Origin of the sequence: Pseudomonas sp. B37(2017) (assembly GCF_002112885.1) — a bacterium.
Taxonomy (GTDB): Bacteria; Pseudomonadota; Gammaproteobacteria; order Pseudomonadales; family Pseudomonadaceae; genus Aquipseudomonas; species Aquipseudomonas paraglycinae.
In genome coordinates, this window is record NZ_NEIX01000001.1 from 832,380 (window position 1) to 849,671 (window position 17,292).

At 59.1% G+C, this 17,292-nt stretch carries 12 protein-coding genes; 6 read left to right on the plus strand and 6 right to left on the minus strand.

The features are described 5' to 3' along the window. Positions 1-38: 38 nt before the first annotated feature. The 3 genes from CAF90_RS03780 to CAF90_RS03790 form a co-directional block, all read right to left on the minus strand. Entirely contained in the window at positions 39-1,469 is a 1,431-nt protein-coding gene (locus CAF90_RS03780) for a PLP-dependent aminotransferase family protein (RefSeq protein ID WP_085603773.1), read from the minus strand. A 49-nt stretch (positions 1,470-1,518) separates the two neighbouring features. Then, a complete protein-coding gene (locus CAF90_RS03785) occupies positions 1,519-2,973 on the minus strand; it encodes a hypothetical protein (protein ID WP_085603775.1) in 1,455 nt (484 codons plus the stop codon). A gap of 548 nt (positions 2,974-3,521) precedes the next feature. Further along, positions 3,522-4,544 carry a zinc-dependent alcohol dehydrogenase family protein gene (locus CAF90_RS03790; RefSeq protein ID WP_007954559.1) on the minus strand — a complete coding sequence of 341 codons (1,023 nt, stop codon included), beginning with the start codon at positions 4,542-4,544 and terminating at the stop codon, positions 3,522-3,524. Between the two features lie 270 nt (positions 4,545-4,814). Here CAF90_RS03790 and CAF90_RS03795 point away from each other — a divergent pair, with 270 nt between their 5' ends. From CAF90_RS03795 to CAF90_RS03825, 6 genes are all read left to right on the plus strand, one after another. Further along, positions 4,815-5,732: a LysR family transcriptional regulator gene (locus tag CAF90_RS03795; RefSeq protein WP_085603778.1), complete on the plus strand. Its 918-nt coding sequence runs from the start codon at positions 4,815-4,817 to the stop codon at positions 5,730-5,732. A gap of 213 nt (positions 5,733-5,945) precedes the next feature. Further along, positions 5,946-6,443 carry a PAAR domain-containing protein gene (locus CAF90_RS03800; protein WP_085603781.1) on the plus strand — a complete coding sequence of 166 codons (498 nt, stop codon included), beginning with the start codon at positions 5,946-5,948 and terminating at the stop codon, positions 6,441-6,443. Positions 6,444-6,448: 5 nt separating this feature from the next. Next, entirely contained in the window at positions 6,449-7,183 is a 735-nt protein-coding gene (locus CAF90_RS03805) for an alpha/beta hydrolase (protein ID WP_085603784.1), read from the plus strand. Between the two features lie 795 nt (positions 7,184-7,978). After that, complete coding sequence (gene mexE, locus CAF90_RS03815; RefSeq protein ID WP_085603788.1) at positions 7,979-9,232, plus strand: multidrug efflux RND transporter periplasmic adaptor subunit MexE; 1,254 nt, start codon at positions 7,979-7,981, stop codon at positions 9,230-9,232. Positions 9,233-9,247: 15 nt separating this feature from the next. After that, positions 9,248-12,439 carry an efflux RND transporter permease subunit gene (locus CAF90_RS03820; RefSeq protein ID WP_085603791.1) on the plus strand — a complete coding sequence of 1,064 codons (3,192 nt, stop codon included), beginning with the start codon at positions 9,248-9,250 and terminating at the stop codon, positions 12,437-12,439. Beyond that, positions 12,436-13,857, plus strand: coding sequence for an efflux transporter outer membrane subunit (locus tag CAF90_RS03825; RefSeq protein ID WP_085603794.1), 1,422 nt, complete (start codon positions 12,436-12,438; stop codon positions 13,855-13,857). The genes CAF90_RS03820 and CAF90_RS03825 overlap by 4 nt, the downstream gene beginning before the upstream one ends. Positions 13,858-13,916: 59 nt before the next feature. Here the strand turns inward: CAF90_RS03825 and CAF90_RS03830 are convergent, their stop codons facing one another. The 3 genes from CAF90_RS03830 to CAF90_RS03840 are packed head-to-tail and all read right to left on the minus strand — an operon-like array spanning position 13,917 to position 17,227. Then, on the minus strand, positions 13,917-14,897 hold the full coding sequence (locus CAF90_RS03830) for an HlyD family secretion protein (RefSeq protein WP_085603797.1): 981 nt from the start codon (positions 14,895-14,897) through the stop codon (positions 13,917-13,919). A 4-nt stretch (positions 14,898-14,901) separates the two neighbouring features. Next, complete coding sequence (locus CAF90_RS03835; RefSeq protein WP_039768281.1) at positions 14,902-15,102, minus strand: DUF1656 domain-containing protein; 201 nt, start codon at positions 15,100-15,102, stop codon at positions 14,902-14,904. Further along, positions 15,092-17,227: an FUSC family protein gene (locus CAF90_RS03840; RefSeq protein ID WP_085603800.1), complete on the minus strand. Its 2,136-nt coding sequence runs from the start codon at positions 17,225-17,227 to the stop codon at positions 15,092-15,094. Before CAF90_RS03840 ends, CAF90_RS03835 begins: the two co-directional genes overlap by 11 nt. Positions 17,228-17,292 lie beyond the last annotated feature (65 nt).

Genomic DNA, 17,292 nt, shown 5'->3' on the forward strand with positions numbered 1-17,292 from the left:
CGGAGTTTACTGGCAGTTTGTCCGGAGTGCGATGGGGTCTATTGCGTACAAGCCGAGTGTTTTCGCGCATCTGTCCGCGGAGCCAGTCGCAACGCATCCCCAAGCAGTCCGACAAGTCTTAACAACTCGTGTTCCGTGCCGCCAATCGCGCTCAAACGCATGTGCTGCGCGTGCAACCCTCTGAGGCTGAACAACTCCCCCGGCGCAATCAGCACATGTTGCTTGAGCAGCCGCTGAAACACCGCGTCCATCACGACCGGGCGCGCAGAATGCAGCCAGATCGTCGCACCGCCCTCAGGTTCGATGACGTGCAGAATGTCCCCCAGACGTTCGCGTATCAAATTGATCCATTGAGTCCGGCGCTCCTTGAGCAAGCGCTTGAGCATCGGCAGATGCTGGTCGACCCGCCCGCTCGCATAGAGTCGTGCAATCGCTTTCTGGCGGATTGGTGAAAGGCGAAACGAACGCAACAGAAAGTGACGCTGCAGGTCCGCGCGCCATTGCCGCGACAGGACAAAACCGTAGGGGGCTTCGACCCCGATGATTTTTTCGAACATGGAAAACACCAGCAGACGGTCGGGATCCACCAACTCGCGCAGCGGCTCCCCTTCGGCGTCGTCCAGCAAGTCGCCGTGGCAGTCATTTTCCAGCAACCAGGTGCCATGACTCAGCAGCAAATGCGCAATGGCCTCACGGCTGGCCGGCGGGATACGACTCCCGTGGGGCATGTTCAATCGGGAGGACAGCAGGATCAATCGGACCCGCTCGCTTTCAAGCAGTCTCTGGAGTTTCTGCGGATCGAATGCCCCGTCTGGCTGCAGCGGCAACTCGATCACCTGAACCTCGGCGGACTGAAACAAGCGCAGGATCATCCAGTCACACGGCGATTCGATCACCACGGTTGCGTGGCGCAACTCAAGGACGGCGATCAGGATTTCCAGCACTCCTCGCAGATCGGCACCGATGTAGACATCTTCAGCGTGCCAGCAATGGGCAGCCGATGACGTGTAGCGGGCCGCCAGCAGCGTGCGCAACTCCAGCTCGCCGCAAGGCTGGGCCGGCGTTTGCAGGTGCCGGGGATACTGGCGCAACAGCTCTCGTTCAAGCATCAGCAACGGACGATCGAGAGGCTGGATCGACGCCGGCTCATCGGCGCTCAATACCTGCATGCCAGTGCATCTGGCATTGACGTACACCGTTTCCAGCAAATCACCGCCGCGTCCGGGCGGCATGAACGACGATGCAGGCTGCGCGAAATATCCGGATTTGGCTACGGAATAGACCCGGCCTTCTTTCTCCAGCAGTGCGTAGGCGTATTGAATGGTCGAGATCGACACGTTCAACCGCTCGGCCAGTTGCCTCAACGATGGCAGTCGAATCGCTCCCTGGTTGCCCGGCTCGCTGATCAGTTGCGTCAGGTAGCGATAGACAGCCTGGTAGGCAAAATCAGATTCTCTCGGCTCACTCATGAGGGTACGTCCGCTGAGACGTCCGTGTGATCGGGCAGCAAAATCCCATTCAACCTTCCGCCGAGCGGTCGCCAAGAGTCACCTCGCGCTCGGGCAACTCCTGCGCTTGTGCGACGTGCTCGCCTGTCCGGACAGCCCCCATTGCATACAACCGGCAGATCAGTCGCAGTGGCAAGCCGCTGACATCGGTCATCCATTGCAAGACCTGCTCCGGTGCGTGCAGGCCCTGCATGGCGCGGTGCAGGTCCGGCATGGCGACCAGCATCCCCGGATGACAGGTGCGCAGGAATCGCTCAAGGCCGGCACCGGCATCGTTGAAGGGAGCGAACAGGAGACACACCAGTTGCGACTCGTTGAGGCCGAGATTCTTTTGCAGGGACGACGCTGCCAGCGACCGTTGCTCGGCTAGATCGCAAGAGTTGCCGAATGTGGAGACAAAACGTTCGCAAACCTGCTCTGGCGTGTTTCTGCGGCGCATCGTCGCCAAGCATTGCTGCAGATAGTCCGATACGCCGGCCTCGTAGGTCCGGCCTTCGGTGTAACTGGCCTGCAACCCTTTCAGGTAGGCGCCGACCAGGGGATCAGCGCACTCGCCGGTGCGCGCTTCAAGCATCAGATCGTCGGCCTGAAACCCGAGGAAATCGCTGAGCAAGGGCCAGCGTTCCTCCATTTTGCCGACGACCATATCGTCAATACCGATATAGCTGGTGCGACGACAGGCTTCGAACTCGCCGAGGGGGCGCCAAGGCACCCGATCGTCTTGCGAGTAGAGTTCGCGATAACAATCGCCGCCGAGGCTGTCGAGCAGACTGAACAGCTCATCGAACCCGCCGCCCTTTCGCGACAACTCGCCAATCCCGACCTTGCGCACTGCCCTGTCCAGACCATCGAGAAACTGCTCCTGACGGCGCGCGTTGTCGCTGCTGATCAAGGCATCGACACCGTTGCTCCATCGGGCGACCTGGCCATAGAACTCAGCGGTGGTCAGATACTGGTCATCCCACAATGTCAGATCCTCATCCCATTCACGGCGATGCCCCACCATCAGCAGGTCGAGTCTGCCGGCCTCGCGCCCTTCATCGCAGATGGGCGCCAGATGGTTGAAAGGCAGGATTTCCCGATGATCGACCATCAACAACTCGACCCTCGGGTCATCATGCAGAAACAGTGCGCTGAAACTGCGATGCAGGTTGTGCAACGCCGAAGCCGGTACGCCGTTGCACCGCAGGGTCGCGACCCTCAACTGAAATGTGGCAGGTGCGCGGCCGGCGATGCTCAACTGCGCCGCGCGCAACAGGGCCAGGCTGTAGCAACAGTCGCGTGTGCCGGACTGAATCACCAACACCTTGAATTCACCGATGCGATCCATGCCCCCGGCAGCGACCGCCAGACGCTGGATCAACAGCTGCAATGCCGTGCGCTCGGCCCGGGAAAAGAAACTCAGCAGTCGTTGCAAAACTTGCTGGTAGACATAGTTCATTGCCTGATCATGGATCGTGCTCATCAGTACTTCACCCGGTATCAAAGGTTTTATATCGTGCGGCCGAAAAATGGCGGACGCGCAATCACTCTTCATTAATTAATAGACGCTTAAATGCTAACACTTATGTTTTTGTAGTTATTTGAAACAGTTGAGCGCATGGCATTTAAGAATCACGAGCGACATGGCTGAAAGCCCCGTCGCTGCTGGACTCCTCGCAAGGCAGGGTTTTCCTAGGAAACTTCTTACAAGCCCCTGCACATAATGAGCACAAGAAAAAAAGAAGGGATTACATGGCAGCCCTACAAACTTTAAACAGAAGTTTGAGGTGCGATGATAAACAGCCGTTTGATACTGCACAGAACAAATAGAATGCACAGACATAGCTCATTCCTTGAGATGAAAGTAGTCATTCAATTATCAGGGTCTGGAGGGCAATTAGAAGATACAGATCGAGAGCAAAAACCAGTTCAGTTGCTGAACGTCCCCAGGCGTCTGGCCCAGGGGTTTCTCGATATCTGAAGGATTAAACGCACAAGAGTCCGTGGGGCCACGGACTCTGATTGGAAGGGTCAGGCAGTTTCGATTTGCAGGGCAACCCGCTCGCGGCATGGGCACTCGTCCATGTAGCGGTGAGCTTCGACAAACTCGTTGAACGGAAACACACGCGTTTTTAGCGGCAGCAGCACACGGTCGGCAGTGAGCTGGTTGATATCACGCAAGGCACGCTGCAAGGCTACGTGATCCTGAACGATGCCGAGCTCCGGCTTGCCGGTGAAGTTGCCGATGCAATGCACGAAGAACTGAATGTTCTTCTGGAACGCTGCGCAGGCCGGGAATGGCGTCTGGTTGCCGCCCTGCAGGCCGTACAGCACCAGGCTGCCACGCGGTGCCAGTACATCGCCGAGCAGCGACATCTGTGGCCCGCCGAGACCGTCGAACACCACGTCGACACCGCGGTTGTCGGTGATCTTGTTGATCCGCATCAACAGGTCTTCTTCTTCGGTGACGATCACTTTCTCGGCACCGAGAGACAGCAGGTACTCACGCTCCTCCGCCGTTTTGGTGGCAGCAATCACCCGCACACCCAGCGCCTTGCCCAACTGGACGAAGGACGGACCGGCACAGTGGCTGGCGTCGGTCACCAGGGCGAACTGCCCGGGTTTGACCCGTGCCAGATCAACGTAACCGAAATAGGCGATCAACAGCGGCGTGTAATGCACGCTGGCTTCAATCGGGCTGAGCACGTCGGGATAACGGGTCAGCGCGGTGCGCGGCAGAACGATCAGTTCGCCGTAGACCGGATAATCATTGGGGCTCTCGGCCGGGAAGCTGGCCACCTTGTCGCCCACGGCCAGATCTTCGACGCCGTCGCCGATGGCCGTGACCACGCCGGCCATTTCATGACCGAGGCCGGAAGGCAGACGCGCCTGGGACGACGCCAGATTCTGGCGCCAGAGCGTGTCATACCAGCTGATGCCGATCGCCTCGACACGCACCTGCACTTCGCCAGGACCTGGCTGAGCAGCCGCATGCTCTTCGCATTTGAGCACCTCGGCTGGACCAAACTTGTGAAAACGGATCGTGCGGGACATCGCAAACCTCGTCAAAGTAACCTCTAATGCCATGAACTCTATCTGGGCTTTCCAGCCAAGACTATCAGTGGCTATTAATAGTCGACATGCCTGTCATTGATTCCGCAGCATGGTCAGCATTGAGAAAATCCATGAAAAAACTGCTGCCGCCTTCTCAGTAAAGCTGAATTACCCGGTGCAGACTACCAGCCTTTCCCCGTAAGATTCATGCCGGCCATTGTTCTCATATGGTCGCTCTCGTCAAGCTTGATGACTCTGCCAGGACTCCAGATGAATCGTAATGACCTGCGTCGTGTCGACCTCAACCTGTTGATCGTGTTCGAAACGCTGATGCATGAGCGCAGCGTGACCCGTGCGGCGGAGAAGCTGTTTCTCGGCCAGCCAGCGATCAGCGCGGCGCTTTCACGCCTGCGCGGCCTGTTCGACGACCCCTTGTTTGTGCGCACCGGGCGCAGCATGGAGCCTTCCGCCCGCGCGGTGGAAATCTTCGCCCTGCTCTCCCCGGCCCTGGATTCGATTTCGACGGCCGTCAGCCGCGCGGCGGAATTCGACCCGGCCACGAGCACCTCGGTCTTCCGCATCGGCCTGTCGGACGACGTCGAATTTGCGTTGCTGCCAATGCTGCTCAAACGCCTCCGCGCCGAAGCCCCCGGCATCGTGCTGGTGGTGCGCCGCGTCAACTACATCCTGATGCCCGGCCTGCTCGCTTCCGGCGAAATTTCCATCGGCGTCAGCTACACCACCGACCTGCCGGCCAACGCCAAGCGCAAAGTCCTGCGCCGTAGCGCACCCAAATTGCTGCGCGCCGATACTGTGCCGGGGCCGTTGAGCCTGGACGATTACTGCGCCCGACCGCATGCGCTGGTGTCGTTTGCCGGTGACCTCAGTGGTTTCGTCGATGAAGAGCTGGAAAAACTCGAACGTAAACGGCATGTGGTCCTGGCGGTGCCGCAGTTCAATGGACTGGGTACGCTGCTGGCGGGCACCGACATCGTCGCGACCGTCCCCGATTACACGGCGGAAGCACTGACGGCGGCGGGTGGTCTTCGCGCCGAAGACCCGCCGCTGCCTACTCGTACGTTTGAACTGCATATGGCTTGGCGTGGGTCGCAGGACAATGATCCTGGGGAGCGGTGGTTGCGGTCGCGGATTCAGATGTTCTTCGGGGATCCGGATAGCCTGGCATAGCCTTTGCCATAACCGGTCATAGAGATTGTTGAATGTGGCAGTGGCTTGCGGCATTCTTCGCGACGGAATTTCCAGGGACGGTAAATTCTATGCGTGCTGCACGTATACAGACACCCGTCCCCTTCGCTATTTCGAACACCATCAAGGTGATTGAAAGCGAACACGCGCAACCGTCGCAGTTGCTTGGTCTGAAATATTGAAACGGAACTTCACATGAGCGGAAAACCTGCTGCACGCCTGACAGATCCCACTAGTTGCCCTCTACCGGGACATGGAACAAATCCGATCGCCAGTGGCTCGCCCAATGTCAACTTTGACGGGCTTGCTGCGGCCCGGATGGGCGACAAGTCCGCTTGCGGTAGCCCCATCACCGGAGGCGTCAGTGCAACGGTTTTTATCAATGGTTTGAACGCTGCGACGAAAGACAGCACGGGCGGGCACGGCAATGTGGTTGTGGGTGGTTCCGGAACAGTCATCATCGGAGACACATTCGTCCCGGCACCTTTCAGCGGCCTGCTACCGATGCCTGTGCACTTCAGCGACAAGATCAAATTGATCGACGAAAGCACCGGTGAACCGATGCCCAATCATGGTTACGCGATTCAGCGTGCTGATGGCAGCTTCGAGTATGGAACCAGTGATGCGTCGGGATTCACACACGTCGTGAGTTCACACTTGGCAGAAACCATAAAACTGTTTTTGGAAGATTGATAACCATGCCGGCAGAGCAAATCAAACTTCCCAATGGCAATACCGCAAGCCTGTCCGTCACACCGACATTGACAGTCGTGAAAGATCAGACTGTCAAGACGGCCCCCGTTCCAGCGAAGAAGGCTGTTGTCTTTTTCATTGGTGGAGCTGCCGACCAGGAGAAATACTATTTCCAGGGAGCTTTCCACAATATCGATGACGCCCAAAAACTGCTCGATGCAAAAATCGCCGGCAACAAAAAGCTGAAGACGAAATATACCGGACTCCCCAAAAGCTATAAGGATGCAAGGGGCTCCGGCGACATTCAGACTCACTTTATAGACAACATACCCAGTAAATCCTGTCCGGTTTACATCGTTGGTCATAGCCTCGGTGGATGGAATGGCGCACATCTGTCGCAGATCCTGTCCGAGGCCGGTTACACCATTAAATTTTTGGTGACGCTCGATCCAGTGGGTGAAGGTTTTTTTGTATGGCTGGGTTCCGACATCTACTTTTCTGAACCAACACCTGTCGCTGAAACATGGATCAACATCCGGGCGAATGCCAGCAAGCCTGATAATTCTGATGGCGTCGCTGATTTCGGGGAGCGCTGGATAATCGAGGCAGGTCCGACCGTCAATAAAACCATTGATCGACACCATGCCTCGGCTGACTGGATGTTTATTGAGCCTGTTCAAGGGGCCAAGTCCGCCTGCGATCTGATTTTTGATTCAATCAACGGTATCTTCGGCCAATGAACGGACTACGCGGTGTCATTTACCTTGCATTGCTTCTCTGTAGTGGCTGTGTCAAAACGGCCAGCATTCCACCGGCCGATCTCACGTTATCGTCCTTCAGAATGGGTTCCAGTAATCTGTTCACGGCACACTTCAGCTCCACTGTGGATTTGCAGAACGCTTTCAGTGATTACGAACAGTCCAATCAGCTCTCACCGACCCTGATTTGCTCCCTGAATCGAGACACGGAGTTCTCATCCGAGCATCCAATTGCCGTAAAAGCCGAAGGACGAGTAATCGCCAGCAGTCCAGCCAAACCCAATTACAAGTTTTCCTCCGAACTCATCTTTTATTACACCAACCCGAATGGAACTCAACGCGACTTGAATGACTATGACGCCATCAAGCCGTTGCTCGAGTCGCAGAATTCGATCCCGTGCAAAGTTCGGATAACCGCCTACGGGTACGAAGCCTATTACTCGAATACGCTATTGATCCCGTCCAGAGTCATGATTGAGCAGATTTTCAGATAGACGCCAATCGAAGGTCTATTGCCGGCCCTTTCGCAAGGCGGGTCGGCATTTTTAATCCTCGCGTAATCACCACCGTGCAGTTTCACACCCGACCTTTGCGTCATGGGTAACAGAGAATTGCTCTGAAACCAATTGATAGCCCCCTAACGAAAGGCGCATGCTAGAGGGCTTCCCTCGGGCTTATATCATTCCGAATGATAGTTACCTTCGTGTCATTCGATTCGTTTGCCATCTACCCGCCGAGCATCATCCGCCCATCTTCAATACATTGGCGGATGCATCCATGGAACAATCACTCAAACATTTGCGCTTCCCGTTGGCTATGTTGGCCGTGCTGGTGATGAGCGCGTGCGGCAAGACTCCGGAGACCGCCGCCACCATGCCTGCTGCCAAAGTCAGCGTGGCCAAGGTGCTGGAACAACCGGTCAACGAGTGGGACGAATTCACCGGGCGCCTCGAGGCGCCGGAAACCGTTGAAATCCGTCCGCGGGTCTCCGGCCAGATCGACGAAGTCGCCTTCACCGAAGGTGCGCTGGTCAAGAAAGGCGACCTGCTGTTCCAGATCGACCCGCGTCCGTTCCAGGCTGAGGTCCGCCGCCTCGAAGCCCTGGTAGCCCAGGCCCGCGCCAACGCCACCCGCAGTGAAAACGAAGCCGTACGCGGTGAGCGTCTGCGTACCAGCAACGCCATCTCCGCCGAACTGGCCGATTCGCGCACCAGCGCTGCCCAAGAAGCCCGTGCTGCTGTCGGCGCGCTGCAAGCGCAACTGGATCTGGCCAAACTGAACCTGAGCTTTACCCGCGTCACCGCGCCAATCAGCGGCCGCGTCAGCCGTGCAGAGATCACCGCCGGTAACCTGGTGACCGCCGACACCACTGCGCTGACCAGCGTGGTTTCCACCGACAAGGTCTACGCCTACTTCGACGCCGACGAGCGTGTGTTCCTCAAATACACCCAACTCGCCCGTCAGGGTCAGCGCGGTGCAACCACTCCGGTGTACATGGGCCTGTCCAATGAAGACGGCAACCCGCACCTGGGCCAGATGAACTTCGTCGACAACCAGGTCAACCCGAAAACCGGCACCATCCGTGGTCGCGCCGTGTTCGACAACAGCGACGGCACCTACACCCCGGGTCTGTATGCACGACTGAAACTGGTCGGCAGCGGCACCTACAACGCGATGTTGATCAACGATGAAGCGGTCGGTACCGACCTCGGCAAGAAGTTCGTGCTGGTGATGGATGGCGACAACAAGACCGCCTACCGCGCCGTCGAGCTCGGTCCGAAGATCGAAGGCCTGCGTATCGTGCGCAGCGGTCTGAACAAGGACGACACGATCATCGTCAAGGGTCTGCAACGGGTTCGTCCTGGCTCCCCAGTTTCGCCTGAAGTGATCCCGATGGCCAGCGAGCAAACCATTGCCGCTCTCGCTCAACAACGACAAGCGCTGGAAGCCAGCAACCTGCCCAAAGTCGCACCTGCCAAAGGCGCGCCGGGTTCGGTTGTGAAACTGGCTGCTGCGACCCCACGCGGTTAAGGGACGACAACTCCGATGAATTTTTCCCAATTCTTCATTTCACGGCCGATCTTCGCAGCGGTACTTTCGCTGCTGATCCTGATCGCCGGTGCGATTTCGCTGTTCCAGCTGCCGATCAGCGAATACCCGGAAGTCGTGCCACCGACCGTGGTGGTGCGTGCCAACTTCCCGGGCGCCAACCCAAAAGTCATCGGTGAAACCGTGGCGGCTCCGCTGGAGCAAGCCATCACCGGCGTCGAGAACATGTTGTACATGTCCTCGCAATCCACCGCTGACGGCAAGATCACCCTGACCATCACCTTCGCCCTGGGCACTGACCTGGATAACGCGCAGGTGCAAGTTCAGAACCGCGTGACCCGTACCGAGCCGAAACTTCCAGAAGAAGTGACGCGCATCGGTATCACCGTCGACAAGGCATCGCCCGACCTGACCATGGTTGTGCACTTGACCTCGCCGGACAAACGCTACGACATGCTGTACCTGTCCAACTACGCGATCCTCAACATCAAGGACGAGCTCGCTCGCCTCGGTGGGGTCGGTGACGTGCAGCTGTTCGGTATGGGCGACTACTCCCTGCGTGTATGGCTTGACCCGAACAAGACCGCTTCGCGCAATCTGACCGCGACTGATGTGGTCACCGCCATTCGCGAACAGAACCGTCAGGTGGCCGCCGGCCAGTTGGGCGCGCCCCCTGCCCCGACTGCGCAAAGCTTCCAGTTGTCGATCAACACTCAGGGCCGCCTGGTCACCGAAGAAGAGTTCGAGAACATCGTCATTCGCGCCGGTGACAATGGTGAAATCACCCGCCTGAAGGACATCGCTCGCGTCGAACTGGGTTCCAGCCAGTACGCCCTGCGTTCGTTGCTGAACAATCAGCCGGCCGTAGCGATCCCGATCTTCCAGCGCCCTGGCTCCAACGCCATCGAAATCTCGAACGAAGTTCGCGGCAAGATGGAAGAACTGAAGAAAAGCTTCCCGCAAGGCATGGACTACAGCATCGTCTATGACCCGACGATCTTCGTGCGCGGCTCCATCGAGGCGGTGGTTCACACCCTCTTCGAAGCACTGATCCTCGTGGTTCTGGTAGTGATTCTGTTCCTGCAGACCTGGCGCGCCTCGATCATTCCGTTGGTGGCGGTGCCGGTATCGTTGATCGGTACGTTTGCGGTGATGCACCTGTTCGGCTTCTCGCTCAACGCGCTGTCGCTGTTCGGCCTGGTACTGGCGATCGGTATCGTGGTGGACGACGCCATCGTGGTGGTGGAGAACGTCGAGCGGAACATTGAACTGGGGCTCAACCCTTTCGATGCGACCAAAAAGGCCATGGGTGAAGTGACCGGCCCAATCATTGCCACGGCGCTGGTGCTGTGTGCGGTGTTCGTACCGGCGGCATTCATCTCGGGCCTCACTGGTCAGTTCTACAAGCAGTTCGCACTGACCATCGCGATCTCGACCGTGATCTCGGCCTTCAACTCGCTGACCCTGTCGCCAGCGCTGGCCGCTGTGTTGCTTAAAGGTCACGACGCACCGAAAGACCGCTTCTCGCGAGTGCTGGACAAGATCTTCGGTGGCTGGCTGTTCCGTCCGTTCAACCGTTTCTTCGACCGTGCCAGTCATGGCTACGTCGGCACCGTGCGCCGGGTTATCCGTGGCAGCGGCATCGCCCTCTTCCTGTACGCAGGCCTGATGGTGCTGACCTTCTTCGGTTTCTCCAGTACGCCGACCGGATTCGTACCCGGCCAGGACAAGCAATACCTGGTGGCCTTCGCGCAACTGCCGGACGCCGCCAGCCTGGATCGTACCGAAGACGTGATCAAACGCATGTCCGACCTGGCACTGAAACAGCCTGGCGTGGAAAGCGCCGTAGCGTTCCCGGGCCTGTCGATCAACGGGTTCACCAACAGCCCGAACGCCGGCATCGTGTTCGTGACGCTGAAACCGTTCGACGAGCGTAAAGACCCGAGCATGTCCGCCGGTGCGATTGCCGGTGCCTTGAACGGCCAGTACGCCGGGATTCAGGAAGCCTACATGGCGATCTTCCCGCCGCCGCCGGTACAAGGCCTGGGCACCATTGGTGGTTTCCGCCTGCAAATCGAGGACCGGGGCAACCTGGGCTACGAAGAGCTGTACAAGGAAACCATGAACATTATTGCCAAGAGCCATAACGTTCCGGAACTGGCCAACCTGTTCACCAGCTACACCGTGAACGTGCCGCAGGTCGATGCCGCCATCGACCGCGAAAAAGCCAAGACCCATGGCGTGGCCGTCAGCGACATCTTCGACACCCTGCAGATCTACCTGGGTTCGCTGTATGCCAACGACTTCAACCGCTTCGGTCGTACCTATCAGGTCAACGTTCAGGCAGAGCAACAGTTCCGCCTCGAATCCGACCAGATCGGCCAGCTGAAAGTACGCAACAACAAAGGCGAAATGATCCCGCTGGCGACCTTCATCAAGGTCAGCGACACCTCGGGCCCGGATCGCGTGATGCACTACAACGGCTTCATCACCGCTGAGATCAACGGTGCGGCAGCTCCGGGCTACAGCTCTGGCCAGGCCGAAAAAGCCATCGAGAAACTGCTTAAGGATGAACTTCCGAACGGCATGACCTACGAGTGGACCGACCTGACCTACCAGCAGATTCTGTCCGGCAACACCGCGCTGTTCGTGTTCCCGCTCTGCGTATTGCTGGCGTTCCTGGTGCTCGCCGCTCAATACGAAAGCTGGAGCCTGCCACTGGCAGTGATCCTGATCGTACCGATGACCCTGCTGTCGGCCATCACCGGTGTGATCATCTCTGGCGGCGACAACAACATCTTCACCCAGATCGGCTTGATCGTACTGGTGGGCCTGGCGTGTAAGAACGCGATTCTGATCGTCGAGTTCGCCAAGGACAAACAGGAAGAAGGCCTCGATCCGCTGGCCGCCGTACTGGAAGCCTGCCGTCTGCGTCTGCGGCCGATCCTGATGACTTCGTTCGCGTTCATCATGGGTGTGGTGCCACTGGTGTTCTCCAGCGGTGCCGGTGCCGAGATGCGTCACGCCATGGGTGTGGCAGTGTTCTCCGGGATGCTCGGTGTGACCTTCTTCGGTCTGCTGCTGACCCCCGTGTTCTATGTGCTGATCCGCAATTTCGTGGAGCGCAGCGAAGCGCGCAAAGCGGCCAAGGCGCAAAATCTTCAAAAGCCACTGGAGGCGCACCAATGAGTCTGAAAGTCTTCCTGCCGAGCCTGTTGGTGCTGGCCCTGAGTGCCTGCGCCGTCGGCCCTGACTACAAGACCCCGACGACGGAGGCGGCGAACGTCACGTCCGCCACCGACGGCGCCGCCGGTCAGAAGAACTTCGACCGTTCGAAATTCGAAGGTATCTGGTGGCAGCAGTTCGACGATCCGACCCTCAACCAGTTGGTGACTCAATCGCTGCAAGGCAACCGTGAACTGCGCGTGGCGTTCGCCCGCTGGAAAGCCGCCCGGGCGATCCGCGACGACGCCAGCAACGATGCGATGCCGACCATCACCAGCCGCGCCAGCAGCGATCTGGCCAAAGGTCAGATTCCGGGCCAGACCACCAAGCGGGTCAATAGCGAACGCTACGACCTGGGGCTGGACATGGCCTGGGAGCTGGACCTGTTCGGACGCATCCAGCGCAATCTGGAAGCCAGCGACGCCGACCAGCAAGCGGCCGAAGCCGATCTGTACCAACTGCAAGTCACCATGATTGCCGAACTGGTGGACGCTTACGGTCAACTGCGCGGCGCTCAATTGCGGGAAAAGATCGCCCTGGCCAACCTGAACAACCAGCAGGAGTCGCGCAAGATCACCATCAGCCTGCGTGACGCCGGCGTTGGTGATCAGCTCGATGTTGAACGGGCCGATGCCCGTCTGGCGTCGGTCGAAGCCAGCGTGCCGCAGTTGCAGGCGGAACAGGCCCGGCAGAAAAACCGTATCGCCACCCTGCTGGGTGAACGTCCGGACAAACTGACCGTCGACCTGAGCCCGAAAGACCTGCCGGCGATTGCCAAGGCCTTGCCGATCGGTGATCCGGGCGAACTGCTGCAGCGTCGTCCGGACATCCTCAGCGCCGAACGCAAACTGGCGTCGGCCACGGCACGTATCGGTGTGGCCAAGGCCGACCTGTTTCCTCGGGTCAGCCTCAGCGGTTTCCTCGGCTGGACGGCCGGGCGTGGTTCGCAGATCGGTTCCTCGGCGGCCAACGCCTGGGCACTGGGCCCGAGCATCACCTGGGCAGCGTTCGACCTTGGCAGCGTGCGGGCCCGTTTGCGCGGCGCCGATGCCGATGCCGAAGGCGCACTGGCGACCTACGAGCAGCAAGTCTTGCTCGCGCTGGAAGAGTCGGAAAACGCCTTCAGTGATTACGGCAAACGTCAGCAACGTCTGATCTCGCTGATCCGTCAGAGCGAATCCAGCCGCAAGGCTGCCGACCTCGCTGAGATTCGCTACCGCGAAGGCACCACCGATTTCCTGGTGTTGCTCGACGCCCAGCGTGAACGTTTGAACGCCGAAGACAGCCAGGCCCAGGCCGAAGTGGATCTGTATCGCGGCATCGTCGCGATCTACAAGGCCCTCGGTGGCGGTTGGCAGCCAGAGACGGTCGCCAGCAAGTAACAGTTTTTTAAAGAGCTCCTTTGGTTGGCCGCAACCAACCAAATTTTTTGCCCCGCGTATCATTCGGTCGCGGGGCTTTTTTGTACCTGTCTTTCATGGTTTTCCAGCACGGTGACCGTGGCGGTAGTGCCGGCTCTCAGTCGGTCCTTGCCCGCGTAATCGGGATCGATGCCGATCCGCACCGGTACCCGCTGCGCCAGTTTCACCCAGGTGTAGCTGGGGTTGATGTTGGCCAGCAATCGACTGCCCGGCGCGTTTTCCCGGTCAGCAATGGCGAAGGCGATGCTTTGCACGGTGCCGCCGAATTTTTCCCCGCTCATCAATTCGATCCGCACCCGATCACCCTCCTCGATCCGTGGCAGTTTGGTTTCCTCGAAATAGCCGCTGACGTAAAAGGAGCTACTGTCCACCAGCGCCAGCAACGCGCCGCCGGCCACCGCGTAATCCCCCTGACGGGTCAGCAGATTGGTGACATAACCGCTGACCGGCGCTTCGACACGGGTGCGTTGCAGATCCAGTTCTGCCTGGGTCAGCGCGGCAATCGCCAGTTGCACGTTGGCTTCGGCCAGACCGAGATTCGCCTGATTGCGTAACAGATCGGCCTGGGCCACCGCCACGTCGGTGCTGGACTTCTCCCACTCCTCACCGGAAATCGCGAATCCTTGCTTGAGCGTACGTCGCCGGCGCTCTTCACTCTGGCGTTGTTTGAGCAATGCCTCGCTGGCGACAATCGCCGCTTGCGACTGCCCGAGCGTGGCCTTTGAGACCTCCACCGAGCGCTTCGCATGCTCGACGGCGAGGCTGTAGCGCGCCGGATCGATCTCAAGCAGCAACTGGCCCTTGTCGACATGCTGGTTGTCCTGCACCGCCAGTGTGACGATGCGGCCCGAAACATCCGCCGACAGCGTCACCACATCCGCCCTCACCCGCGCATCCCGCGTCCACGGGGCCCGGGTGTAATGTTCCCAGGCGAACCAGCCAAGCACGATTGCAAGCAGCACCACCGCCAATGTCGTCAATCGAGTGAGCAACGTCTTCAAGGTTTCAGGCTCCCATCAGCAATATCAATGCGGCGCATACACAGGCGTACAAGGCGCCTTCGAACAGCGCCTCGTGCCAGACAAAACGCAGGACGCCAAGCCGGCGCAAACCCCAGTCGAGCAGCAGAAAAACCGGTATGGCCAGTAACAAAGCCTGGGCGATGGGTGGCAGGTAAACGCCGCCGATCTCGAAATCAATGGGCAAGGACGGGTTCTCCTTCAGGACGGTTGGGCTGCAAATGCTCGCCATGTCGCTCCAGAAACGACACCACGATCAACAGGGCCACACGCATGCGAAACACCGACCACAAGTGCTCATGGGTGGCGACATGCAAGGCATCCAGCTCATCGCCGAGCGCATGCAGCGTAGTCAGCAACGGTGTCAGGCGCACGTCCGGTCGGCCGGCGACGAAACGGCCGGTCTGACGCAATGCCGTCGACAGCTGCCGACCGAATGCGTCAGTGAGCAGAGTATTGTTCTGTGCCTGTTGCCTGAGCTGGTGCATGGCCACGCCCAGCGCTACACAGGCGAGACTGATTTCATACAAACGCTGCATATCCCGATCATTGGCGGCCGGCAGCACGCCCAGCATCGAGGTCAGGCGATCGACCATTCGACTTTCGAAGGCGAATTGCTGCTCATCGGTGGCCGGACTCTTGGTCAGTTGGTAGACCTGCTCCCGCGCCTCGTTATAAAAGCGCCTGATTCGAAAGGCCGGGCGGAACGGGAAGATCCAGGCATAGACAATCAGAGCCAGCATCGCTGCACTGACATAGGCTCCGGCGAATTCGAACCATTGAATGGCGGTGTTCTGCCCGGTGCCGACGTTCTGCGGACCGAGCATCAGGAAACTCGACAGCCCCAGCCCCATTCCGATACCGGCAGTGGCCGGGCTGGACAGTCCGACCGCGATCACATACAGCAAAGGCGCGAGCAACAAGGCCAACATTTCGAAATCGCTGATCGCCGGAACCAGCATGAATTGATAGAACGCCGACACCAACAAGGCCAGTCCCAGCCCTCGGGCGTAACTCTGCGCGGCAATTAAAGGACGTGGAAATGTCGCCATCAACGAACACAGAATCCCCACCAGAATCATCCCGCCCCGCGCGCCGTCCCAAGCGGTTTCGATCCAGATCAACCCGGCCACCAGCAACGCGCTGAAGGCGCGGATGGCGTTCATCGTCGCGAGGGTAAAATCCAGGTGCAAGGGGCTGGACTGGCCACGGAACATGCAGCTGGCCTCCCGCCCTTCCTGTATCGCGTCGCTCAGTTCGAGAATCTGCTCCAGCTGCTGCAACAGCCGCGCCTGTTCCCAGCGCAATGCCCAGGCCAGCGAGCGCAGGGTTGCACTCATGTCTTCCGTCAGTTGTTCGGCCTTGTAGGCGAGCGCTTCGAATTGCTGTTGCAGCGCGATGAACTGGTGCCGAACCTCGGCCGGCAATGAGCGCCCTTGCTGTGCGAGCTGATCAAGAAGTGCCAGCTCCTCGGCGCGCAATTGCTGGATGTCCAGCGGCAGATCGCCCTCCCAGCGCTCGGTGAGCAATTCCCGCTGGTGGCGCAAAGCGGTCAGGCGCGAAGTCAGCAGCATCAGCTGATTGCCCAGCAACAGCACCAGATTGTTCGCACTGCGCAGGCGCGGAGCATCGAAATACAAATGCCGGCGCAGCCCTTCAAGGGCGCTGATTTCCCCCAGCAGCTGCATTTGACGGCGCTGAAAGTCCGCGTCGCTTTCTTCGGTGCGAAGCACCGCGGCGGCATGGGTGGCGGCGAGCTTGATCACCTGATCAACCTTCGCGAAATAGTTGCGCGATACCGCCTCTGGCCGCGCCGTCAGCAGGCTGACCACGCATACGCACGCCACCGCCAGCAAGGTTTCGGTAACCCGGGTGACCGCCAGCAGAAAGGTGCCGTCCTGATCCGGAATCGCCAATAGCGCCACCACCACGGCGGTATACCCGCTAAGCACGAACGCCTGGGAGCTGGTGTAACGCAACAACGTGCCGCCAGCCGTGCACAGGGCCAGCCATAGCGCCAGAGTCGTGATGAACGGCAACGGCGCCTGGGGGAAAATCGCCATCAGCAGCACCGCCACCGCCGCACCGAGGGTCGTGCCGATGATTTGCCCGAAGCTGCGTGCCAGCGCCATCCCGGCCAGTGGCTGGCTGATGATAACGACGGCCATGATCGACCACTTCGGTTGATCCAGATCGAACAGGAACGCCAGATACAAGGTCAGCAATCCGGCGGCAATGGTGCGCAAACCAAACAGCAGCACGGCCTGGCTGGGGTGGATCACCGCCTTGAAATAAATAAGCAGGGATTGCATGGGTAGCCTCTTCGAAACAACTTCTGAAAGCGTAGACACTGCATGGAGGGCATGACGGCGAACAG

What these genes read in the sequence shown, in the direction of transcription:
- CAF90_RS03780 (WP_085603773.1), bottom strand. Translation starts at nt 1,469, where the DNA reads ATGAGTGAGCCGAGAGAATCTGATTTTGCCTACCAGGCTGTCTATCGC.
- CAF90_RS03785 (WP_085603775.1), bottom strand. Translation starts at nt 2,973, where the DNA reads ATGAGCACGATCCATGATCAGGCAATGAACTATGTCTACCAGCAAGTT.
- CAF90_RS03790 (WP_007954559.1), bottom strand. Translation starts at nt 4,544, where the DNA reads ATGTCCCGCACGATCCGTTTTCACAAGTTTGGTCCAGCCGAGGTGCTC.
- CAF90_RS03795 (WP_085603778.1), top strand. Translation starts at nt 4,815, where the DNA reads ATGAATCGTAATGACCTGCGTCGTGTCGACCTCAACCTGTTGATCGTG.
- CAF90_RS03800 (WP_085603781.1), top strand. Translation starts at nt 5,946, where the DNA reads ATGAGCGGAAAACCTGCTGCACGCCTGACAGATCCCACTAGTTGCCCT.
- CAF90_RS03805 (WP_085603784.1), top strand. Translation starts at nt 6,449, where the DNA reads ATGCCGGCAGAGCAAATCAAACTTCCCAATGGCAATACCGCAAGCCTG.
- mexE (WP_085603788.1), top strand. Translation starts at nt 7,979, where the DNA reads ATGGAACAATCACTCAAACATTTGCGCTTCCCGTTGGCTATGTTGGCC.
- CAF90_RS03820 (WP_085603791.1), top strand. Translation starts at nt 9,248, where the DNA reads ATGAATTTTTCCCAATTCTTCATTTCACGGCCGATCTTCGCAGCGGTA.
- CAF90_RS03825 (WP_085603794.1), top strand. Translation starts at nt 12,436, where the DNA reads ATGAGTCTGAAAGTCTTCCTGCCGAGCCTGTTGGTGCTGGCCCTGAGT.
- CAF90_RS03840 (WP_085603800.1), bottom strand. Translation starts at nt 17,227, where the DNA reads ATGCAATCCCTGCTTATTTATTTCAAGGCGGTGATCCACCCCAGCCAG.